19 protein-coding genes are annotated in these 16,478 nt (G+C 67.6%); 9 read left to right on the top strand and 10 right to left on the bottom strand.

Annotated features, from left to right (window positions below; all coding sequences use genetic code 11):
* Positions 1 to 70 precede the first annotated feature (70 nt).
* Positions 71 to 1,300 carry a deoxyguanosinetriphosphate triphosphohydrolase gene (locus KM176_RS00735; RefSeq protein WP_160892509.1) on the top strand — a complete coding sequence of 410 codons (1,230 nt, stop codon included), beginning with the start codon at positions 71 to 73 and terminating at the stop codon, positions 1,298 to 1,300.
* Positions 1,297 to 1,686, top strand: coding sequence for an SMU1112c/YaeR family gloxylase I-like metalloprotein (gloA2, locus tag KM176_RS00730; protein ID WP_311136124.1), 390 nt, complete (start codon positions 1,297 to 1,299; stop codon positions 1,684 to 1,686). Before KM176_RS00735 ends, gloA2 begins: the two co-directional genes overlap by 4 nt.
* 4 nt (positions 1,687 to 1,690) lie before the next feature.
* Here the strand turns inward: gloA2 and KM176_RS00725 are convergent, their stop codons facing one another.
* From KM176_RS00725 to hisA, 4 genes are read right to left on the bottom strand one after another with little or no spacing between them, the layout of a single operon-like run.
* Positions 1,691 to 2,011: a phosphoribosyl-ATP diphosphatase gene (locus tag KM176_RS00725; protein WP_160891720.1), complete on the bottom strand. Its 321-nt coding sequence runs from the start codon at positions 2,009 to 2,011 to the stop codon at positions 1,691 to 1,693.
* Positions 2,008 to 2,769, bottom strand: coding sequence for an imidazole glycerol phosphate synthase subunit HisF (gene hisF, locus KM176_RS00720; RefSeq protein ID WP_160891718.1), 762 nt, complete (start codon positions 2,767 to 2,769; stop codon positions 2,008 to 2,010). The genes KM176_RS00725 and hisF overlap by 4 nt, the downstream gene beginning before the upstream one ends.
* Before the next feature lie 32 nt (positions 2,770 to 2,801).
* Positions 2,802 to 3,305 (bottom strand): DUF2867 domain-containing protein, encoded by a 504-nt coding sequence (locus KM176_RS00715; protein ID WP_236045122.1) that lies wholly within the window; start codon positions 3,303 to 3,305, stop codon positions 2,802 to 2,804.
* Positions 3,306 to 3,362: 57 nt separating this feature from the next.
* A complete protein-coding gene (gene hisA / locus KM176_RS00710) occupies positions 3,363 to 4,085 on the bottom strand; it encodes a 1-(5-phosphoribosyl)-5-[(5-phosphoribosylamino)methylideneamino]imidazole-4-carboxamide isomerase (RefSeq protein ID WP_160891716.1) in 723 nt (240 codons plus the stop codon).
* 153 nt (positions 4,086 to 4,238) lie between these two features.
* On the opposite strand from hisA, the gene KM176_RS00705 reads away from it, so the two are divergent.
* On the top strand, positions 4,239 to 4,652 hold the full coding sequence (locus tag KM176_RS00705) for a DUF2147 domain-containing protein (RefSeq protein ID WP_160891714.1): 414 nt from the start codon (positions 4,239 to 4,241) through the stop codon (positions 4,650 to 4,652).
* An 18-nt stretch (positions 4,653 to 4,670) separates the two neighbouring features.
* Here KM176_RS00705 and hisH read toward each other — a convergent pair whose 3' ends face one another.
* The 3 genes from hisH to KM176_RS00690 all read right to left on the bottom strand — a co-directional run bounded on the left by hisH (position 4,671) and on the right by KM176_RS00690 (position 6,938).
* Entirely contained in the window at positions 4,671 to 5,315 is a 645-nt protein-coding gene (gene hisH / locus KM176_RS00700; RefSeq protein ID WP_160891712.1) for an imidazole glycerol phosphate synthase subunit HisH, read from the bottom strand.
* A 22-nt stretch (positions 5,316 to 5,337) separates the two neighbouring features.
* On the bottom strand, positions 5,338 to 5,925 hold the full coding sequence (hisB, locus tag KM176_RS00695; protein ID WP_160891710.1) for an imidazoleglycerol-phosphate dehydratase HisB: 588 nt from the start codon (positions 5,923 to 5,925) through the stop codon (positions 5,338 to 5,340).
* A gap of 275 nt (positions 5,926 to 6,200) precedes the next feature.
* Positions 6,201 to 6,938, bottom strand: a complete 738-nt coding sequence (locus KM176_RS00690; protein ID WP_160891708.1) for a sensor histidine kinase — start codon at positions 6,936 to 6,938, stop codon at positions 6,201 to 6,203.
* A gap of 187 nt (positions 6,939 to 7,125) precedes the next feature.
* Between KM176_RS00690 and KM176_RS00685 the strand changes: the two genes are divergently transcribed.
* Entirely contained in the window at positions 7,126 to 7,830 is a 705-nt protein-coding gene (locus KM176_RS00685) for a response regulator (protein ID WP_160891706.1), read from the top strand.
* Positions 7,831 to 8,257: 427 nt separating this feature from the next.
* On the opposite strand, the gene KM176_RS00680 is transcribed toward KM176_RS00685, so the two are convergent.
* Together KM176_RS00680 and KM176_RS00675 are read right to left on the bottom strand one after the other, a co-directional pair.
* Positions 8,258 to 8,674: a response regulator gene (locus tag KM176_RS00680; protein ID WP_160891704.1), complete on the bottom strand. Its 417-nt coding sequence runs from the start codon at positions 8,672 to 8,674 to the stop codon at positions 8,258 to 8,260.
* Positions 8,671 to 10,182: a sensor histidine kinase gene (locus tag KM176_RS00675; RefSeq protein WP_160891702.1), complete on the bottom strand. Its 1,512-nt coding sequence runs from the start codon at positions 10,180 to 10,182 to the stop codon at positions 8,671 to 8,673. The genes KM176_RS00680 and KM176_RS00675 overlap by 4 nt, the downstream gene beginning before the upstream one ends.
* Positions 10,183 to 10,438: 256 nt before the next feature.
* On the opposite strand from KM176_RS00675, the gene phnC reads away from it, so the two are divergent.
* The 5 genes from phnC to KM176_RS00650 all read left to right on the top strand — a co-directional run bounded on the left by phnC (position 10,439) and on the right by KM176_RS00650 (position 15,170).
* Positions 10,439 to 11,248, top strand: coding sequence for a phosphonate ABC transporter ATP-binding protein (gene phnC, locus KM176_RS00670; RefSeq protein WP_160891700.1), 810 nt, complete (start codon positions 10,439 to 10,441; stop codon positions 11,246 to 11,248).
* Positions 11,249 to 11,305: 57 nt separating this feature from the next.
* Positions 11,306 to 12,211 (top strand): phosphonate ABC transporter substrate-binding protein, encoded by a 906-nt coding sequence (phnD, locus tag KM176_RS00665; protein WP_160891698.1) that lies wholly within the window; start codon positions 11,306 to 11,308, stop codon positions 12,209 to 12,211.
* Between the two features lie 69 nt (positions 12,212 to 12,280).
* Positions 12,281 to 13,153: a phosphonate ABC transporter, permease protein PhnE gene (gene phnE, locus KM176_RS00660; protein ID WP_160891696.1), complete on the top strand. Its 873-nt coding sequence runs from the start codon at positions 12,281 to 12,283 to the stop codon at positions 13,151 to 13,153.
* A complete protein-coding gene (gene phnE, locus KM176_RS00655; RefSeq protein WP_160891694.1) occupies positions 13,150 to 14,466 on the top strand; it encodes a phosphonate ABC transporter, permease protein PhnE in 1,317 nt (438 codons plus the stop codon). The genes phnE (KM176_RS00660) and phnE (KM176_RS00655) overlap by 4 nt, the downstream gene beginning before the upstream one ends.
* A gap of 77 nt (positions 14,467 to 14,543) precedes the next feature.
* Positions 14,544 to 15,170, top strand: a complete 627-nt coding sequence (locus KM176_RS00650) for a DapH/DapD/GlmU-related protein (protein WP_160891691.1) — start codon at positions 14,544 to 14,546, stop codon at positions 15,168 to 15,170.
* 93 nt (positions 15,171 to 15,263) lie between these two features.
* Here KM176_RS00650 and KM176_RS00645 read toward each other — a convergent pair whose 3' ends face one another.
* A complete protein-coding gene (locus KM176_RS00645; protein ID WP_160891689.1) occupies positions 15,264 to 16,457 on the bottom strand; it encodes an alpha-D-ribose 1-methylphosphonate 5-triphosphate diphosphatase in 1,194 nt (397 codons plus the stop codon).
* Between the last annotated feature and the right edge of the window lie 21 nt (positions 16,458 to 16,478).

Here is a 16,478-nt window from a genome sequence, read left to right as displayed (position 1 = left end):
TTTGCATGTCGTCTTCCCGCAATATATGGATTGTGGAAAAAAGCGACAAGAAGCCGAAGGGACACCCATGATGAGAGCCATTTATGCCTCCGACCCCGCGCAATCGCGCGGCCGTCTCTACCCGGAAGAGGAAAGCGCATTCCGCTCCTGTTTTCAAAGGGATCGCGACCGCATCATCCATGCCTCGGCGTTCCGGCGCCTGAAACATAAAACCCAGGTTTTCATTGAGCACGAGGGTGACTATTTCCGCACCCGCCTGACCCATTCCATCGAGGTCGGCCAGGTGGCGCGCACGATTGCCGGCGCGCTTGGTCTGAATCAGGAACTGACCGAGGCCGTGGCGCTGGCCCATGACCTGGGACACCCGCCCTTCGGCCATACCGGCGAAGACGCGCTGCATGAACTCATGGCGCCCTATGGCGGGTTCGACCACAATGCCCAGGCGATCCGCATCGTCACATCGCTGGAACGGACCTATGCCGAATGGGACGGGCTGAACCTGACCTGGGAGACGCTGGAGGGTATCGCCAAGCACAATGGCCCGGTCACCGGGCGCATCCCCTATGCCCTGGCCGATTACAATGCCCACCACGATCTGGAGCTGTCGACCCACGCCAGCGCCGAGGCGCAGGTTGCGGCGCTGTCGGATGACATCGCCTATAACAACCACGATCTGCATGACGGGCTGCGCGCCGAGCTGTTCTCGACCGATGAGCTGTCGGAGCTGCCGATCCTCCAGGATTGTTTCGCGGAAGTGGACGGTCTTTACCCCGGGCTGAACTACTACCGTCGCCGGCACGAGGCGCTGCGGCGCTTCTTCGGCGTGCTGGTCAGCGACGTGATCGACGTCAGCCAGGCCAACCTGAAGGCGCTGAACCCGCAAAGCGTCACCGATGTGCGCAATGCCGGACGCATGATGGTGCAGTTCTCGCCGATGGTCTGGGCCGATCTGAAGGTGATCCGGGAATTCCTGTTCCACCGCATGTACCGCGCCCCCGAGGTCGTCACCATGCGCAAGAAGGTCACCGACATCGTGAAGGAACTGTTCCCGCTGTTCATGGAACATCCCGACCGGCTGCCGAAGCAATGGCGCAAGGACGTGGAGGAAGTCGGCGATGATGAGCTGAAGCTGGCGCGGATCGTCTGCGACTACATCAGCGGCATGACCGACCGCTTCGCCATCGTGGAACATGCCCGCCTGACGGGCCGCGATCCGGAGCCCGGGCTGCGCGCCTCGGGTCCGGGGCACATCCGCTATGCCGACCGCGTGGAGGAACACGAGCACGAGCACGGGATGTGATCGGGCTTCGCAAAATCCACCATGTCGCGGTGATCTGCAGCGATTATCCGGTCTCGAAGGCCTTCTACACGAAGGTCCTCGGGCTGGAGGTGCTGGCTGAAAACTTCCGGGCGGCGCGGGACAGCTGGAAGCTGGACCTGGCGCTGCCCGATGGCGGCCAGATCGAGCTGTTCAGCTTTCCCGGCGCACCGCCGCGCCTGTCGCACCCCGAGGCACAGGGGCTGCGGCACCTCTGCTTCGCCGTGGCCGACGTGGCGGCGGCAAAGCAGGTGCTGGAGGGGCAGGGGATCGCCGTGGAGGAGATCCGCACCGATGAATACACCGGGCGGCGCTTCACCTTCTTCGCCGATCCCGACGGCCTGCCGCTGGAGCTTTACGAGGGCTAGGCCCTCAGCCCTTGGGGCGGGCGGCCTTTTCGGCGATGCCCGAGGTGCCCTCGCGCGCTTCCAGAACGTCCATCACCGCCGAGAGCGGCACGTCGCGCGCCGCCAGCATGACCAGCATGTGATAAAGCGCATCGGCGCATTCCGAGGCCAGCTTCTCGGGGTCGTTGCGCACGGCCTCGATGATCGCCTCGACGGCCTCCTCGCCGAATTTCTCGGCGCATTTCTCGGGGCCCTTGGACAGCAGCTTGGCGGTCCAGGAACTGTCCGGGGACGCGCCCTTGCGGCTTTCGATCGTCGCATAGAGACGGGAGAGGGTATCGCTCATTGCAGCCTCATGGGGATGCCCGCGGCGGCCATGTGTTCCTTGGCCTCGCGGATGGTGTAATCGCCGAAGTGGAAGATCGAGGCCGCCAGCACCGCCGAGGCGCCGCCCTCCGTCACCCCTTCGACCAGGTGATCCAGGTTGCCGACCCCGCCCGAGGCGATGACCGGCACTTCGACCGCATCGGAAATCGCCCGCGTCAGCGGCAGGTTGAAGCCCGCGCGCGTGCCGTCGCGGTCCATCGAGGTCAGCAGGATTTCCCCGGCGCCCTTGGCGGCGACCAGACGCGCGAATTCCACGGCGTCGATGCCGGTGGGCTTGCGCCCGCCATGGGTGAAGATCTCCCATTTGCCCGGCGCGACGGTCTTGGCGTCGATGGCGCAGACGATGCACTGGCTGCCGAAATGATCCGCGGCGCGCGCGATCACGTCCGGATCGGCCACGGCGGCCGAGTTGAACGACACCTTGTCGGCGCCCGCCAGCAGCAGGTTGCGCACGTCCTGCACGGTACGCACGCCCCCGCCCACGGTCAGCGGGATGTAGCATTGCTCGGCCGTGCGGGTCACCACGTCGAACATGGTGCCGCGGTTTTCATGGGTGGCATGGATGTCGAGGAAGCACAGCTCGTCGGCGCCGGCGGCGTCATAGGCGCGGGCGGCATCGACGGGATCGCCGGCATCGCGCAGATCGACGAAGTTGACGCCCTTGACCACGCGGCCATCGGCCACGTCGAGGCAGGGGATAATGCGGGTCTTCAGCATGGGCGGCCTCCGGAAAACGGTATGGCCTTCCCTTAAGAGGCCCCGCGCCCGGATGCAACGTGCGACGGGCCCCGGGCGATGCGGCGCAGGCTGTCCTTCACGATCAGCACGTGGAAGGGCATCACCAGCGCCAGATAGGCGCGCCCGTAGCGGTTGTGGGGATGCATCCAGGTCGACAGGTAGATGCGGCCCGCCTGCGACAGCACGGTGATGCGGAAATTCAGGTGACTGTCGTCAAAGCCCAGAAGCACCTCCTGCGGGGTGTCCTTCAGGATCGGGAACAGGCCGAAGCTGGGGCCTGCGGGCGCTTCGGTGCGCAGGCCGAAGGGGGCAACCAGCGCATTGCGCAACCGCAGCAGCGCCATGGCCCAGCCCGGCATCGCGAGGCCGAGGCGCATCGCCTCGGGCGCCGGCATGTCCGAGACGGCGGCATAGCAGTCGAGGAAATCGCCCCTGCGGGTCAGATCATGGACCGCAGCCCAGGCGGGCAGGGCTGCGGTGAAGATGCGGGGCATGGCGACCTCCCGAAGCGGCATGGCGCATCCTTGCGCAATCGCGCGGGCTGGCCATGCGACCCGGGGTCACACCCGGGATCAGCCCTTCAGGACCGAGAGCGCCTCTTTCAGGTCGATCGCCCCGTCATAAAGCGCCCGGCCCGAGATCGCGCCGTTGAGCGGTGCGCCGCAGTCCTTCAGAGCCTTCAGATCGGCAACCGAGGACACCCCGCCCGAGGCGATCACCGGGATCGAGACGGCATTGGCCAGATCCGCCGTTGCCTCGACATTGGGGCCCTGCATGGCGCCGTCGCGGTTGATGTCGGTGTAGATGATCGCGGCAACGCCCGCGTCCTCGAAGCTGCGCGCTAGGTCGGTGACCATGACGTCGGTCTCGGTCGCCCAGCCCTTGGTGGCGACGCGGCCGTTGCGGGCGTCGATGCCGACGGCGACCTTGCCGGGGAAGGCCCTTGCCGCCTCGCGCACCAGCGCGGGGTTCTCGACCGCGACGGTGCCCAGGATGACGCGCGCCAGGCCCTTCGACAGCCAGGTCTCGATCGTCTTCATGTCGCGGATGCCGCCGCCCAGCTGGGCGGGCACCTTGGTGCGCTTCAGGATTTCCTCGACCGGGGCGGCGTTCACGGGGGCACCGGCGAAGGCGCCGTTCAGGTCCACCAGGTGCAGCCATTCGCAGCCCGCCTCGACGAATTCCATGGCCTGCGCCGCCGGGTCGTCGTTGAAGACCGTGGCCTTCTCCATGTCGCCCTTGAACAGGCGCACGGCCTGGCCGTCCTTGAGGTCGATGGCGGGGTAGAGGATCATCGGATTTCCTTTCACGAGAACCGGGCGGGGATGGGCGGGCTTTTGCACGCATGGGCCGGGAATGCAATCTCCTGCCGGTGTTCGACCGGCCAGACAGGTGATGCGGTGCCGTTTCGGTGCTAGGCTGGTGTCCGAACGGGACGGGAGGCAAGGATGTTCCGACGGGCAGGACAGGCGGCGCTGATGCTGGGGGCAATGCTTCTGGCGGCGCCGGTCGCGGCGCAGGCGCCATACGAGGATCCGCTGGTGGGGATGTGGTTGTCGCCGCCCGCGCCGAACGGAATGCGGGGACGGGTGATGATCCAGCCCTGCGGCCCGGCCTATTGCGGCACGGTGGCGGCGCTGCTGGATCCGCAGGGGCGCGTGGTGCCCAGCGACGCCGTGGGCACGCGCATCGCCTGGGGGATGCAGCCGACGGCCCCGGCCTATTACAGCGGGATGGTCTGGGTGCCGGGGATCGACCAGACGGTTTCGGCCGAGATGCTGCTTCAGGGGGATGTGTTGCAGGTGCAGGGCTGCGTGAACCCGATGCTGTGCGACCTGCAGGTCTGGCGGCGCCTGCGCTGAGGCACCGCCAAAGGGGGGTTACGGCTTCCAGGTCAGGAAGTTGGCGATCAGCCGCAGGCCGGTGGCCTGGCTTTTCTCGGGGTGGAACTGGGTGCCGATCATGGTGTCGCGCCCGACGATGGCGGTCACCGGATGGCCGTAGTCCACATGGGCCAGCAGCTGCGACGGGGTCGCCACCTGCATGTGGTAGGAGTGCACGAAATAGGCGTGCTGCCCGGTCTCGATCCCCGCCAGCACCGGGTGCGGCGTGTCGATCACCAGGTCGTTCCAGCCCATGTGCGGCACCTTGAAGGACGGGTCCGCCGGGGTGATCCGGTGGACTTCTCCGTCGATCCAGCCCAGGCCCGGGGTCTCTTCATATTCGAAGCCGGTCTTCGCCATCAGCTGCATGCCGACGCAGATGCCGAGGAAGGGGCGGCCACGGACTTCGACGGCCTCGCTCAGCGCTTCCAGGACAGAGCCTTCGCCCGCCCCGGCCAGCGCCTGGCGGCAGGCCGGGAAGGCGCCGTCGCCCGGCAGCACGATGCGGTCGGCACGCGCCACGTCCTCGGCCTTGGACGAAACGATCACCTCGCCGGCGTCGACCTCCTGCGCCATGCGCTGGAAGGCCTTGGCGGCAGAGTGCAGGTTGCCGCTCTCGTAATCGATGAGGACGGTCAGCATCGGGGCCTCCTTTCGGGCGCTCTCAGAGCGCACCCTTGGTGGACGGAATGGCATCGGCCTTGCGCGGATCGGTTTCCACGGCGTTGCGCAGGGCGCGCGCGACAGCCTTGAAGGCGGCCTCGGCGATGTGGTGCGAATTGATCCCGTGCAGCTTGTCGACATGCAGGGTGATCCCGCCATGGGTCGAGAAGGCCTGGAAGAATTCACGCACCAGCTCGGTGTCGAAGGTGCCGATCTTCTGGGTGGGGAAATCGACGTTCCAGACCAGGAAGGGCCGCGCCGAAAGGTCGAGCGCGGCGCGCACCAGGCTGTCGTCCATCGCCAGGTGGCAATCGCCGTAGCGGCGGATGCCGCGCTTGTCGCCAAGCGCCTTTGTCAGCGCCTGGCCAAGCGCAATGCCCACGTCCTCGACCGTGTGGTGGTCGTCAATATGCAGGTCGCCCTTGCAGGTCACCGTGATGTCGATCAGCGAATGGCGCGCCAGCTGGTCCAGCATGTGGTCGAAGAAGCCGACGCCGGTGCGGCAGTCGTAGCTGCCGGTGCCGTCAAGCTCGATGGCCACGTTGATGTCGGTCTCGGCCGTGGTCCGGGTGATCTGGGCGCTGCGCATGTCTGCCTCCGATGCGGGATGCCGGGCTTATAGGCCGGAGGCGGTCCGAGGCCAAGGGGCGGTGGCGGTGCGGGGGCGTGCCGTGGCGGGCGTGTCGCAGGGGGCGGCCTGGCGGGGGGCGCCGCCTGGGAAGCTATACTGTGCCGGAAGGTATTGGCCCGGAAGGTATTGGCCCGGAAGGTATTGGCCCGGAAGCTTTTGGCCCGGAAAGTACTGGCCCGGAAGATGCCGGCCCGGGACCGCACCGGAACGGTCGGTTCGGGGGGCGGCGCAGGTCAGTTGATCCGCGGCGTCGCGTGGCCGGGCAGGGTGAACACCAGAGTGGCGCCCCGGGCATCGCCGCCATCCAGCACCTCGATCTCTCCGCCCAGGCGCTGGACGATCTTGCGGGCAATGGTCAGCCCCATGCCCGAGCCCTCGCAGTCGTCGCGCGGGCGCAGGGTCCGCAGCGGGATGAACACCGCCTCGCGCAAGCGCGCGGGGATTCCCGGCCCGTCATCGGCAAAGACCACCCGGCGCCGCGGCCCGGCGCCGCTGACGGTCACGCTGATCTGGCCATGGGCGCGGTCGTGATGCTTGAGACTGTTGGAGAGCAGCGCCGCGAAAAGCTGGGTCAGCTCGTTCGCGGGGCCGGTCAGGACGCCGTCGCCATGCAGTGCCAGGGTGAACCCGTCGGGCAGGGGCACCCGCTGTTCGGCAGCCTCCAGCAGGGCGGCGACGGGGTGATCCTCTGGCGGATCGGCCATCCGCCCGATGCGGGAATAGTCGCGCAGGTCCAGCAGCATCCGGTTGCAGCGCTTCGCCTGGGTCTTGAGCATGTCGAGATGCCCCTCGACCAGGGCGCGGCGTTCTGCCGGCAGCGGGCCCATATCCTCCCTGATCCAGTCGGGGATGGTGTCGAAGGCGCGGAATCCGGCGCGCAGGTCATGGGTGACGATGTAGAGGAATTCCTCCAGCGCGCTGTCCGGGCTGGACGGCGTGGGCGGCGGGCTGTCGGTGGGAAGATCGGGCATCGGCATGGCGGCAGGCTGACCCGGAAACGGTGAACAGGGGTTTTACGACAGCGGGCGGCGCTGCGGGAAAGCAGCTAAAATGCGGAGCGTTTCGAAAGAGCTTGTTAAGGAGCTGGCAAGGCTCGGGGCGGATCCTTTGCCTCGGCATGCATGTCGCAGCGCATGTCCGTTCACAGGAGGATGGCAGATGGATGTGCAAACCGAACCGGTTCCCAAGGGCGAGCAGCCGGTGCGCTTTCCCGATGTCGCGCCCCGGGCCGAGGAACCGGAGGCGACGACGATCGAGGTTCTGGTACTGGACGACAGCCGCTTCGACGCCATGACCCTGCAACGGGAATGCCGGTCGGTCGATCTGCCGGTGCGGGTGACGATCGCCGCCGACATGACGGAGTTCCGTCGTGCCCTGGAAGAGCGGCATTATCACCTGGTCTTCATCGACTACCTGCTGCCCGACGGCGACGGGCTTGCGGCGCAGCATCTGTTGCGTTCGGTCGGGCGCAGCGCGGATTCGCCGGTGGTGATGATCAGCGGCGAGGCGCGGCTGGACGTTGCGGTGCAGGCCATGAAGGATGGCTGCATCGACTACAAGGCCAAGGACGAGCTGAACCGCGACATGCTGAAATCGCTGATCCTGCGGGCGCTGGAAGCCGGGGGGCGGGTGGCTCAGGCCAACCTGGAGGCCGCGCTGGAAGCGCATCGGCGCGAGATCGTCGAGACCATGCGCGACCTGCTGCGCGAAGAGCTGAACCGGCTGATGCCGGAGGGCGCCCAGGGACGGGATGGCGTGAAGGAGATGCTGCAGCGGCACGGGCTGATCCCCGAGGAGGAGGAGCGGGACTGGAGCGACCTTCTGGACGATGCCGACCGGACCTTCGTCTTCTACAAGCATTGAGGGCTGGAGAGCCGCGTCCTGTGCCGGCAAGGGCTGGGGCCGACCTGAACCTGGGGGCCGGGATTGAGGATTGGGCGCGTTCGGGCCCTGTGACGCCGGGCGGAAAGCGTGGCTGGGGGGGCTCTGCCCCCGTCTCCTGCGGAGACTCCCCCGACATATTTGGGGAAAGATGAAACAGTCCCGCGGCGGCTCTGGTTCGGTTCCGGGCTGGGCCGGTTCCCGGGCGTCTGCGGAGTGCCCGGGGATAAGTGTCTTGGGGAAAGGGCCAACCGTCCCGCCGAAAGGATCCGGAGGTGTATCGAGCGGCTTGGCCATGGACGTCCTTGGACCGCCCGTGGCGGTTCCGAACCGCCCCCCCCCCCGGGCGGTTTTCTGTTTGGGACAGGTCCGCAGGAGAGGTGGTGGCAGTCTGGGAAGAGCGGCGGCCCTAGAGCGCGCCGCTGGCCCGGTAGGTTTCCAGAATCTCGGCAATGGCGGCGTCGTCCAGCGGCTTGGTGAAGAAATGCTGCACGATGCCAAGGGCCGAAGAGCGCTCGATGTCGCGTTCGTTGTCTGAGGAGGAGAAGACCGCGACGACCTGGTTGCGGGCGCCTGTGCCGGGATCGCCGGCCAGCCGCAGGCGCAGCGCCTCCAGGGTCTCGAACCCTGAAAGCTCGGGCATGTTGATATCCATCAGGATCAGCGGCGGCGGGGCTTCGGCATCCGTCCCGGCGAAGTAGAGATCAAGGAATTCCGACCCGCCGGGGGCTTCCTGGACCGGCCCGAAGAGGCCGGTCTTCGACAGCCGGCGGCGGGCGATGTAGCGGTCCGACTCCACGTCGTCCACGATGTAGGTAGGGATCAAGACAGGACCTCCATGTCATCAAAGCTCAGGATCACGTCGGTTCCCGACGGGCTGCTGGAGAGGCTGACCAGGCCGCCAAGGCGCCGGACATGTTTCATGACCAGCGACAGGCCCAGACCGTGCCCCTCGCTGCGGGCGGAGCGGCGGAACATTTCGAAGACCCGGGGCTGTTCGGTGTCGGGAATGCCCAGGCCATTGTCGCTGACGCAGATCGAGACCTTGCGGGCGCGGGTGCGGATCCGGACCGCCACCCAGGGCGCATCGCGCTCCGGATCATGGAAACGCAGCGCATTGCTGAGCAGGTTCTCGATTGCGGTCAGCAGGGTGCGTCGCTCGGTCATCAGGGCGACCGGCCCGTCGCAGTCGATCACGAAGCCCGGCGCATCGGCGCGATCCCGGGTCAGCCGGGACCAGGCGCCGGCCACGGCCTCGTCCAGCTCCATCCGTTCGACCGGGACCTCCTGCATCCCGGCGCGGGCCAGGGTCAGCACGGCCTCGACCTTGTGGATGTTGCGCTGGCTGGTCTCCAGCGCGGCGTGGATGTTGCGGCGGCATTCGGCGGTGTCGCCGGCCTCCAGGTCCTCCAGGCAGAGATCCAGCAGCCCGCTGATCGTGGCCAGCGGCGCCCGCAGGTCGTGGCTGGCGGAATAGGCGAACTGGGTCAGCTCCTCGTTCAGGGCGGCCAGCCCGTCGGCGCGGGATTTCAGCTCCTGCTGGTAGGAAAATGTCTCGCTCAGGTCGTAGATCGTCGCCACCACGCGCTGGCCGCTTTCGGTCTCGACCGGGCGCAGGGCGATGTTGACCGGGCGTTCCACCCCGTCGAGCCCGACCACCTTCAGCGGCCGGTTCATCGCCATGGCCCGCGGGCTGGAGGCGATGTGGTAATTGGCCCGGTGCACCCGGTGCGCCGCGTGCAGATCGGGAGGCAGGAAGTGATCGACGCTGTGCTCCAGCAGCGCCTCCTCGGGACCGCCGAGCAGGGTGCAGGCGGCGGCATTCACCAGGCGGATTCTCCCGGTCTCGTCCACCAGGATCATCGCGGTGGCGGCGGCGTTCAGCACGTCGCGCAGCCGCCGCTCTGCGCGCCGGCGGGCCGATGTGTCGAGGAAGGCGGTGAAGGTCAGCGCCCGCTGGTCCACCTGCACCGGGTTCAGCAGCACCTCCACCGGCAGCAGGGCGCCATCCCGGCGGCGCACCGACACCTCTGCGCCGCCGTTCATGCTGCGCCGGCGCGGCAGCTGGTGGAAGGCCTGCATCAGGGCGGCGTGCCCCTCGCGCTGGGGTTCGGGGATCAGCGCGGTGACGGACAGGCCGGACAGGCCGCTTTCGTCGTAGCCCAGCATCCGTTCCAGCAGCGGGTTGGCGGCCAGGATCAGCCCCTCGGGGTCGCACAGCAGCGCCGGCATCGGGCAGAGTGCCACGGCCAGGCAGTACTGGCCGAGGTCCCCGCCAGGGAAAGAGCCCGGCAGGGCGCCGGGATCCGGACCGGCGGTGGTGTCTAATCGCATCGGGAACCTCCTTCGGAAAAGCGACGGCTGGGGGCTGTTCTGCCCCGGCTGTATCTCTTCCCTCGTGGCGCCGCGCTTTGCGGATCGGGCCGTTCGGATGGACAGCGGTCAGGCTTGGAAAATAGGAAGGACCTGTTGCCGTTGTCTTAAGACGCACCGGTCTCCGGATCGGCCCGCGTCACAAAACTTTCGCGCCTCCGATACATTTTCGTCGGCAGCCCCGCCTATCCCCCGCTCAGAAGCGAAGGGATGAGACGTGCTGCGCATCGAGCAACTGACCAAGACATTCGGCCGCAACACCGCGGTGGACCGGGCCACGCTGCAGGTGGAGCGCCCGATGATGATCGGCGTCATCGGACGCTCGGGCGCGGGCAAGTCGACGCTGCTGCGGATGCTGAACCGGCTGGAGGAGGCCAGCAGCGGCACGATCCATTTCGAGGGCCGGCAGGTCTCCGGGCTGGAGGGGCGGGCGAAGCGGGCCTGGCAGGCCGACTGCGCGATGATCTTCCAGCAGTTCAACCTGGTGCCGCGGATGGACGTGGTTTCGAACGTGCTGCACGGCACGCTGAACCGGCGCTCGACGCTGGCCTCGCTGTTCAACCTCTATCCGCAGGCCGACATCTACCGCGCCATCGACATCCTCGAACGTCTCGGCATTGCCGAACATGCGCCCAAGCGCGCCGAGGCGCTTTCGGGCGGCCAGCAGCAGCGCGTTGCCATCGCCCGCGCGCTGATGCAGGACCCGAAGATCATCCTGGCGGATGAGCCCATCGCCTCTCTCGATCCGATGAACGCGCAGGTGGTCATGCAGACCCTGCGCCGCATCCACGAGGAAGACGGTCGCATGGTCATCGCCAACCTGCACACGCTGGATACCGCGCGGCGCTACTGCGACCGGGTGGTGGGGATGCGCGACGGGCGCATCGTCTTCGACGGCACCCCCGCCCAGCTGACCCTTCAGATCGCGCGCGAGATCTACGGCGCGGATGCAAGTTTCTCGGAAGAGGCCACCTCGACCGAGATCGCGGCGCTTGAGCGGGGCACCGGACGCCCCGTTCCCGCCTGAGCCTGTTTCACAGCGCCCCGGGGGAGCAAACGCGGGGCCATTTCGGGAGCTGACACCATGAAGAAACTGATCGCGGCCGCCCTGGCCACCACCGCCCTTGCCGGCGCCGCCAGCGCCGCCGACATCCAGGAATTCCGCATCGGGATCCTGGGCGGCGAGAACGCTCAGGACCGCATCGCCAACAACCAGTGCCTCGTCGATTACACCGAGAAGGCCCTGGGCGTGCCGGTGAAGGTCTTCACCCCCGCCGATTACGACGGCGTCATCCAGGGCCTGCTGGGCGGCACCATCGACATGGCCGTCCTCGGCGCCTCGGGCTTTGCCAAGATCTACCTGGAAGACCCGAATGCCGTGACCCCGGTGCTGACCACGGAAAACCCCGATGGGTCCACCGGCTACTACTCCATCGGCTTTGCCCGCAAGGACAGCGGCGTGAAATCCCTGATGGACCTCAAGGGCAAGGAATTCGGCTTTGGCGATCCGAACTCGACCTCGGGCTACCTGATCCCCTCGATCGAGATCCCCGAAGTGACCGGCCATTCGATGCAGGACGGCGATTTCTTCGGCAAGGTCGTCTTCACCGGCGGGCATGAGCAGACCATTGTCGCGGTCAACAACGGCGATGTGGATGCGGGCGTCACCTGGGCCGACGGCATGGGCAACTGGGAAGACGGCTACAACAACGGCGCGCTGCGCAAGGCCGTGGACGCGGGCCTTGTGGACATGAACGACCTGGTCGAGATCTGGCGCTCCAAGCTGATCCCGAACGGCCCCGTGGTGCTGCGCAACGCGCTGCCCGAGGACGTGCGCGCCAAGATGACCGACATGATGGACAATCTCTACGAGACCGATGCGGATTGCGCCTACGGCGTTGTCGGCGGCGAGAGCAAGGGTTTCACCCCGATCACGCTCGATGCCTACACCTCGATCATCGCCGCACGCAAATCGAAGATCGGCAGCTGATCCTGTCCTGACACCCCGGGGCGGCCCTTCGCAAGGCCGCCCCGTTCCGTTCCGCCGAAGCGAGATCCGATGACCCAGGACTTTCCCCAAAGCGCCCTGCTGCACGCCGATTACATGGCGATGCTGCGCCGCAAGAGGCTTTACTCCGCGCTGATGCTGGCGCTTTTCGTGGCGCTGATGGCCTCGGGCTTCGTCGTGGTGGATGAACGCAACGCCGGCGGTTTCTGGGGCGGGCTGCACCGGCTCTTCGATTTCCCGGCCTCTGTCCTGTCGGAGGCCTGGGAAAAGCGCGCCGCCCTGCCGGGCCATATCGTCGAATATTTCCCGACCCTGCTGGAAACGGTGAACATCGCCGCCGTCTCGACGCTGTTCGGGGCGATCCTGGGCACGCTGCTGTCGATGTTGGCGACCCAGGGGCTGGCGCCCTGGCCGCGCCTCATTCCGCTGTTCCGCCGGATCATGGACGTGATGCGCGCGGTCCCCGAGATCGTCATCGCGCTGATCCTGATCTTCGTTCTGGGCGGCGGCCCGGTGCCGGCGATGATCGCCATCGCCTTCCACACCGTCGGAGCCCTGGGCAAGCTCTTCTCCGAGGTGAATGAGAACGCCTCCCTGAAGCCGGTCGAGGGGCTGACCTCGGTCGGGGCCAGCTGGGGGCAGCGCATGGTGCTGGGGGTGATGCCGCAGGTGGCACCCAACTACCTCAGCTACGCGCTGATCCGGTTCGAGATCAACATCCGCGCCTCTGCCATCCTGGGCTTCGTCGGTGCCGGCGGCATCGGCTACGAGCTGAAGAATGCGATTTCCTGGGGGCAGGGGCGGTTCGATGCGGCGGCGGCGATCTTCCTGATGCTGTTCCTGACCATCGTCGCGGTGGACCAGCTGTCGGGCTGGCTGCGCGACCTGCTGACCCATGGCCGCCAACGGGGGATCTTCGCATGACGCTTGCCACCACCAACCCCGATCTGCGCGGCCAGGCCCGCCGCCTGTTGCGCCGCAAGCAGGCCCAGGCCTTTGGCCTGCCGCTGCTGGTGCTGGCCTACCTGGCCTATGCGCTGTTCGCCTTCGACATTCCCGGCCTGCTGCGCAGCGCCAGCCCCGAAAACGGCGCCACCCTGGTGCGCGACATCTACAGCTACAAGACCCATGCCACCCGCGACAACCGCAGCGGCGCCGTCACCTTCGCCATCGAGGGAGAGCGCAAGGGCCAGTACCCGGAAGGCCAGCACCCCGACTGGGTGGCCCAGAGCGACGGCGTGACGACGATCACCCTGCGCCGGGGCGAAACTGTCCGCTACTTCCCCGATCACGTGGAGGTCGCGCTGCCCGACTACGGCACCATCCGCGCCACCCCCGGCAGCGGCGGCGTTCAGGCGACCTTCCCCGAAGGCGCGCGACCCGACTGGATCAATGCCTCCCGCAACCGGGTGACGATCAATGCCCCCGGCGGCAAGATCACGATCACCCGCAACCGCACCGAGGTGTTCCGCTATTCCCTGGGCTGGGAGCTGTTCTTCTTCACCCTCGACAGCCCCTATCACGGCATGGGTCCGGCGCAGCTGCTGTCCCATGCGCTGAACGGCGAAGCGCCGCAGATCTGGCACGACTTCTGGCACAATGCCATGTGGCGCCACGCCGATGTCGCCTGGGCGCTCTGCGAGACGGTGATGATGGCCTTCCTCGGCACCTTCGGCGCGGCCCTCGTGGCGCTGCCGCTGGCCTTCCTTGCGGCGCGCAACTTCACGCCGCTGGTGCTGGTGCGCCAGTTTTTCCGCCGCCTCTTCGATCTCTGCCGCGGGGTGGATGCGCTGATCTGGACCATCGTTCTGGCCCGCGCCTTCGGCCCCGGTCCGCTGACCGGGGCGCTGGCGATCCTGCTGACCGACACCGGCTCCTTCGGCAAGCTGTTCTCCGAGGCGCTGGAAAACGTCGACGGCAAGCAGATCGAGGGGATCCGCTCCACGGGCGCCAACCCGGTGCAGCGCTACCGCTTCGGGGTGCTGCCCCAGGTGATCCCGGTGCTGCTCAGCCAGGTGCTCTACTTCTTCGAAAGCAACACCCGCAGCGCCACGGTGATCGGCGCGATCACCGGCGGCGGCATCGGCCTGCTGCTAACCCAGGCGATGATCACGACCAAGGACTGGGAAGAGGTGACCTACTACATCACCCTGGTGATCCTGACGGTCTTCGCCATGGACAGCCTTTCGGGCTGGCTGCGCCGCAAGCTCATCAAGGGCGCCCCTGCCGCCCCCTGAGCGCACGGCCTGCCATTTTCTTGTTCAAAATACCTCCGCCGGAGGCGTCGAAACAGCTGTCACAGGAAAGCCCGCTCATGCCCCGCCTGACCGCCGAAGCCCCGTTCCTGCATCCCGGGGTTTCCCTCACCGGCGCGCGCTTCGGCGCCTATTGCGAGGTCGGAGAGGGCAGCCGGATCAGCCATTCCGCGCTGGACGACTACAGCTATTGCGACCGCTATGCCGATATCGCCAATGCAGAGATCGGAAAGTTCGCCAATATCGCCGCCTTCACCCGGATCGGCGCCACGGATCACCCGCTGGAGACTGCCGCCTGCCATCATTTCCTCTACCGCTCGGCCGATTACTGGGACGATGCGCAGGAGGATGCCGCCTTCTTCGCGCATCGGCGGTCGCGGCGCGCGGTGATCGGCCATGACTGCTGGATCGGTCACGGCGCGATGGTGAAGCCGGGGGTGCGCCTCGGCCATGGCGCGGTGGTGGCCGCCGGGGCGGTGGTGACGAAGGATGTCGCGCCCTACGTGATCGTCGCGGGCACGCCGGTGCGGGTGCTGCGCCGCCGCCAGCCCGAAGTGATTGCCGAACGGCTGATCGCGCTTGGCTGGTGGGACTGGGATCATGCCCGGCTGCGCGCGGCACTGGAGGATTTCCGGGCGCTTTCGGCGCCGGCCTTCCTGGAGCGCTACGAGGGCGCGGATGGCTGAGGGAGTGGATGGCTGAGCGTGCGGGGGCGCTGCCCCCGTCAGCCTGCGGCTGACTCCCCCGAGGTATTTGGAACAAGAAAATGAGGGGTCGGGCTATTCGGCGGCCAGCCGGACCTCCGGCGTCGCGGCGAGGAAGCGGGCGGCGACGGGGCCCGTCATGTGGGCGATGCGTCCGGCGCTGATCGTGGCCTCGATGCGGCGGGTTGCGGCATCGAGGATCACCAGATCGGCGCGCAGCCCGGGCGCGATGTGCCCGCGATCGGTGAGCGACAGGATCTGGGCCGGGCGGGTCGAGATCATCTCCCAGGCGCGGGCCAGGGGCAGCAGGCCGTCATCGGCCAGCCGGAAGGCGGCGGCGGCCAGGGCGGGGTAGTGGTAATCCGAGACCAGCGCATCGCAGAGGCCGGCGCGGATCAGCTCTGCCGCGGCAATGTTGCCCGATTGCGAGCCGCCGCGCACCACGTTGGGGGCACCCATCAGGATCGGGTCTCCGACCGCATGGGCAAGGGCGGCTGCCGGGCGGGCGGTGGGGAATTCGCAGATCTTGGCGCCGATCATCGAGAAGGTCTCGCGGGTTTCGCCATCGGGATCGTCATGCGAGCCGTAGGTGATCCCGAGGCTGTCGAAATGGCCGGCCAGACGGCAGAGATAGCGGGGCACCTCCCGGGACTGGGTGCGGGCCTCGCGGATCAGACGCAGATGGTCCTGGGGGGTGCGTCCGGCCTTCTGTGCCCAGCCCAGCAGCAGGTCGGGGCGCGAGGCCGCAACCTGGGCGGCTTCCTCCAGGTGGTTGTTGAAGATCACGTAGTCGATGCCATGGCGACCGAGGGCTGCCAGCAGGCGCGCTTCGGTGCCGACGGTATGGGTCTCGCAGCGGATCTGCAGGCGCAGGTCGGTGCGGGCATGGGGCCGGTAGGCGGAAAGCGCCTCCATCATCCGCTCCGCGAAATCGGGGCCGCGCGCGCCGCCCTCCCAGCTCCAGCTCTGGGCCAGCCAGGCGGTGGTGACGCCGTTGGCGGCGGCCTCGGCATCGGTGGCACGCAGGGCCATCTCCAGCGGGAAGGGGGCCGAGGGGCGGGGCGCGACCTGGCGTTCGAAAGCGTCGCCGTGCAGGTCGATGATGCCCGGCAGCACCAGGTATCCGCTCAGGTCGACCGAGGGCAGGGGGGCATCGCTCAGCCGCTCTTCGGCAAGGCCGATGCTGTCCGGACGCAGGGCGCCGTCGCGCAGGACCTGGGCGCCGGTCAGGCGCAGGGCGGGCAGGAAGGGGGCGGTCGGGCTGGGCATGGCTCTGCTCGGTCTGGTTGC

The sequence above is a fragment of the Pseudooceanicola endophyticus genome, assembly GCF_018760365.1.
Taxonomy (GTDB): Bacteria; Pseudomonadota; Alphaproteobacteria; order Rhodobacterales; family Rhodobacteraceae; genus Pseudooceanicola; species Pseudooceanicola endophyticus.
Note: the sequence above shows the minus strand (reverse complement) of the source record. Positions and strands in the feature narration are given on the sequence as shown.

Bases quoted from the DNA above. Each gene is read 5' to 3' on its own strand.
- KM176_RS00690 (WP_160891708.1), bottom strand. From the start codon at position 6,938: ATGCCCGATCTTCCCACCGACAGCCCGCCGCCCACGCCGTCCAGCCCG.
- KM176_RS00650 (WP_160891691.1), top strand. From the start codon at position 14,544: ATGCCCCGCCTGACCGCCGAAGCCCCGTTCCTGCATCCCGGGGTTTCC.
- KM176_RS00705 (WP_160891714.1), top strand. From the start codon at position 4,239: ATGTTCCGACGGGCAGGACAGGCGGCGCTGATGCTGGGGGCAATGCTT.
- hisB (WP_160891710.1), bottom strand. From the start codon at position 5,925: ATGCGCAGCGCCCAGATCACCCGGACCACGGCCGAGACCGACATCAAC.
- KM176_RS00645 (WP_160891689.1), bottom strand. From the start codon at position 16,457: ATGCCCAGCCCGACCGCCCCCTTCCTGCCCGCCCTGCGCCTGACCGGC.
- KM176_RS00685 (WP_160891706.1), top strand. From the start codon at position 7,126: ATGGATGTGCAAACCGAACCGGTTCCCAAGGGCGAGCAGCCGGTGCGC.
- phnE (WP_160891694.1), top strand. From the start codon at position 13,150: ATGACGCTTGCCACCACCAACCCCGATCTGCGCGGCCAGGCCCGCCGC.
- KM176_RS00675 (WP_160891702.1), bottom strand. From the start codon at position 10,182: ATGCGATTAGACACCACCGCCGGTCCGGATCCCGGCGCCCTGCCGGGC.
- KM176_RS00735 (WP_160892509.1), top strand. From the start codon at position 71: ATGAGAGCCATTTATGCCTCCGACCCCGCGCAATCGCGCGGCCGTCTC.
- hisF (WP_160891718.1), bottom strand. From the start codon at position 2,769: ATGCTGAAGACCCGCATTATCCCCTGCCTCGACGTGGCCGATGGCCGC.
- phnE (WP_160891696.1), top strand. From the start codon at position 12,281: ATGACCCAGGACTTTCCCCAAAGCGCCCTGCTGCACGCCGATTACATG.
- hisH (WP_160891712.1), bottom strand. From the start codon at position 5,315: ATGCTGACCGTCCTCATCGATTACGAGAGCGGCAACCTGCACTCTGCC.
- phnD (WP_160891698.1), top strand. From the start codon at position 11,306: ATGAAGAAACTGATCGCGGCCGCCCTGGCCACCACCGCCCTTGCCGGC.
- KM176_RS00725 (WP_160891720.1), bottom strand. From the start codon at position 2,011: ATGAGCGATACCCTCTCCCGTCTCTATGCGACGATCGAAAGCCGCAAG.
- KM176_RS00715 (WP_236045122.1), bottom strand. From the start codon at position 3,305: ATGCCGCTTCGGGAGGTCGCCATGCCCCGCATCTTCACCGCAGCCCTG.
- hisA (WP_160891716.1), bottom strand. From the start codon at position 4,085: ATGATCCTCTACCCCGCCATCGACCTCAAGGACGGCCAGGCCGTGCGC.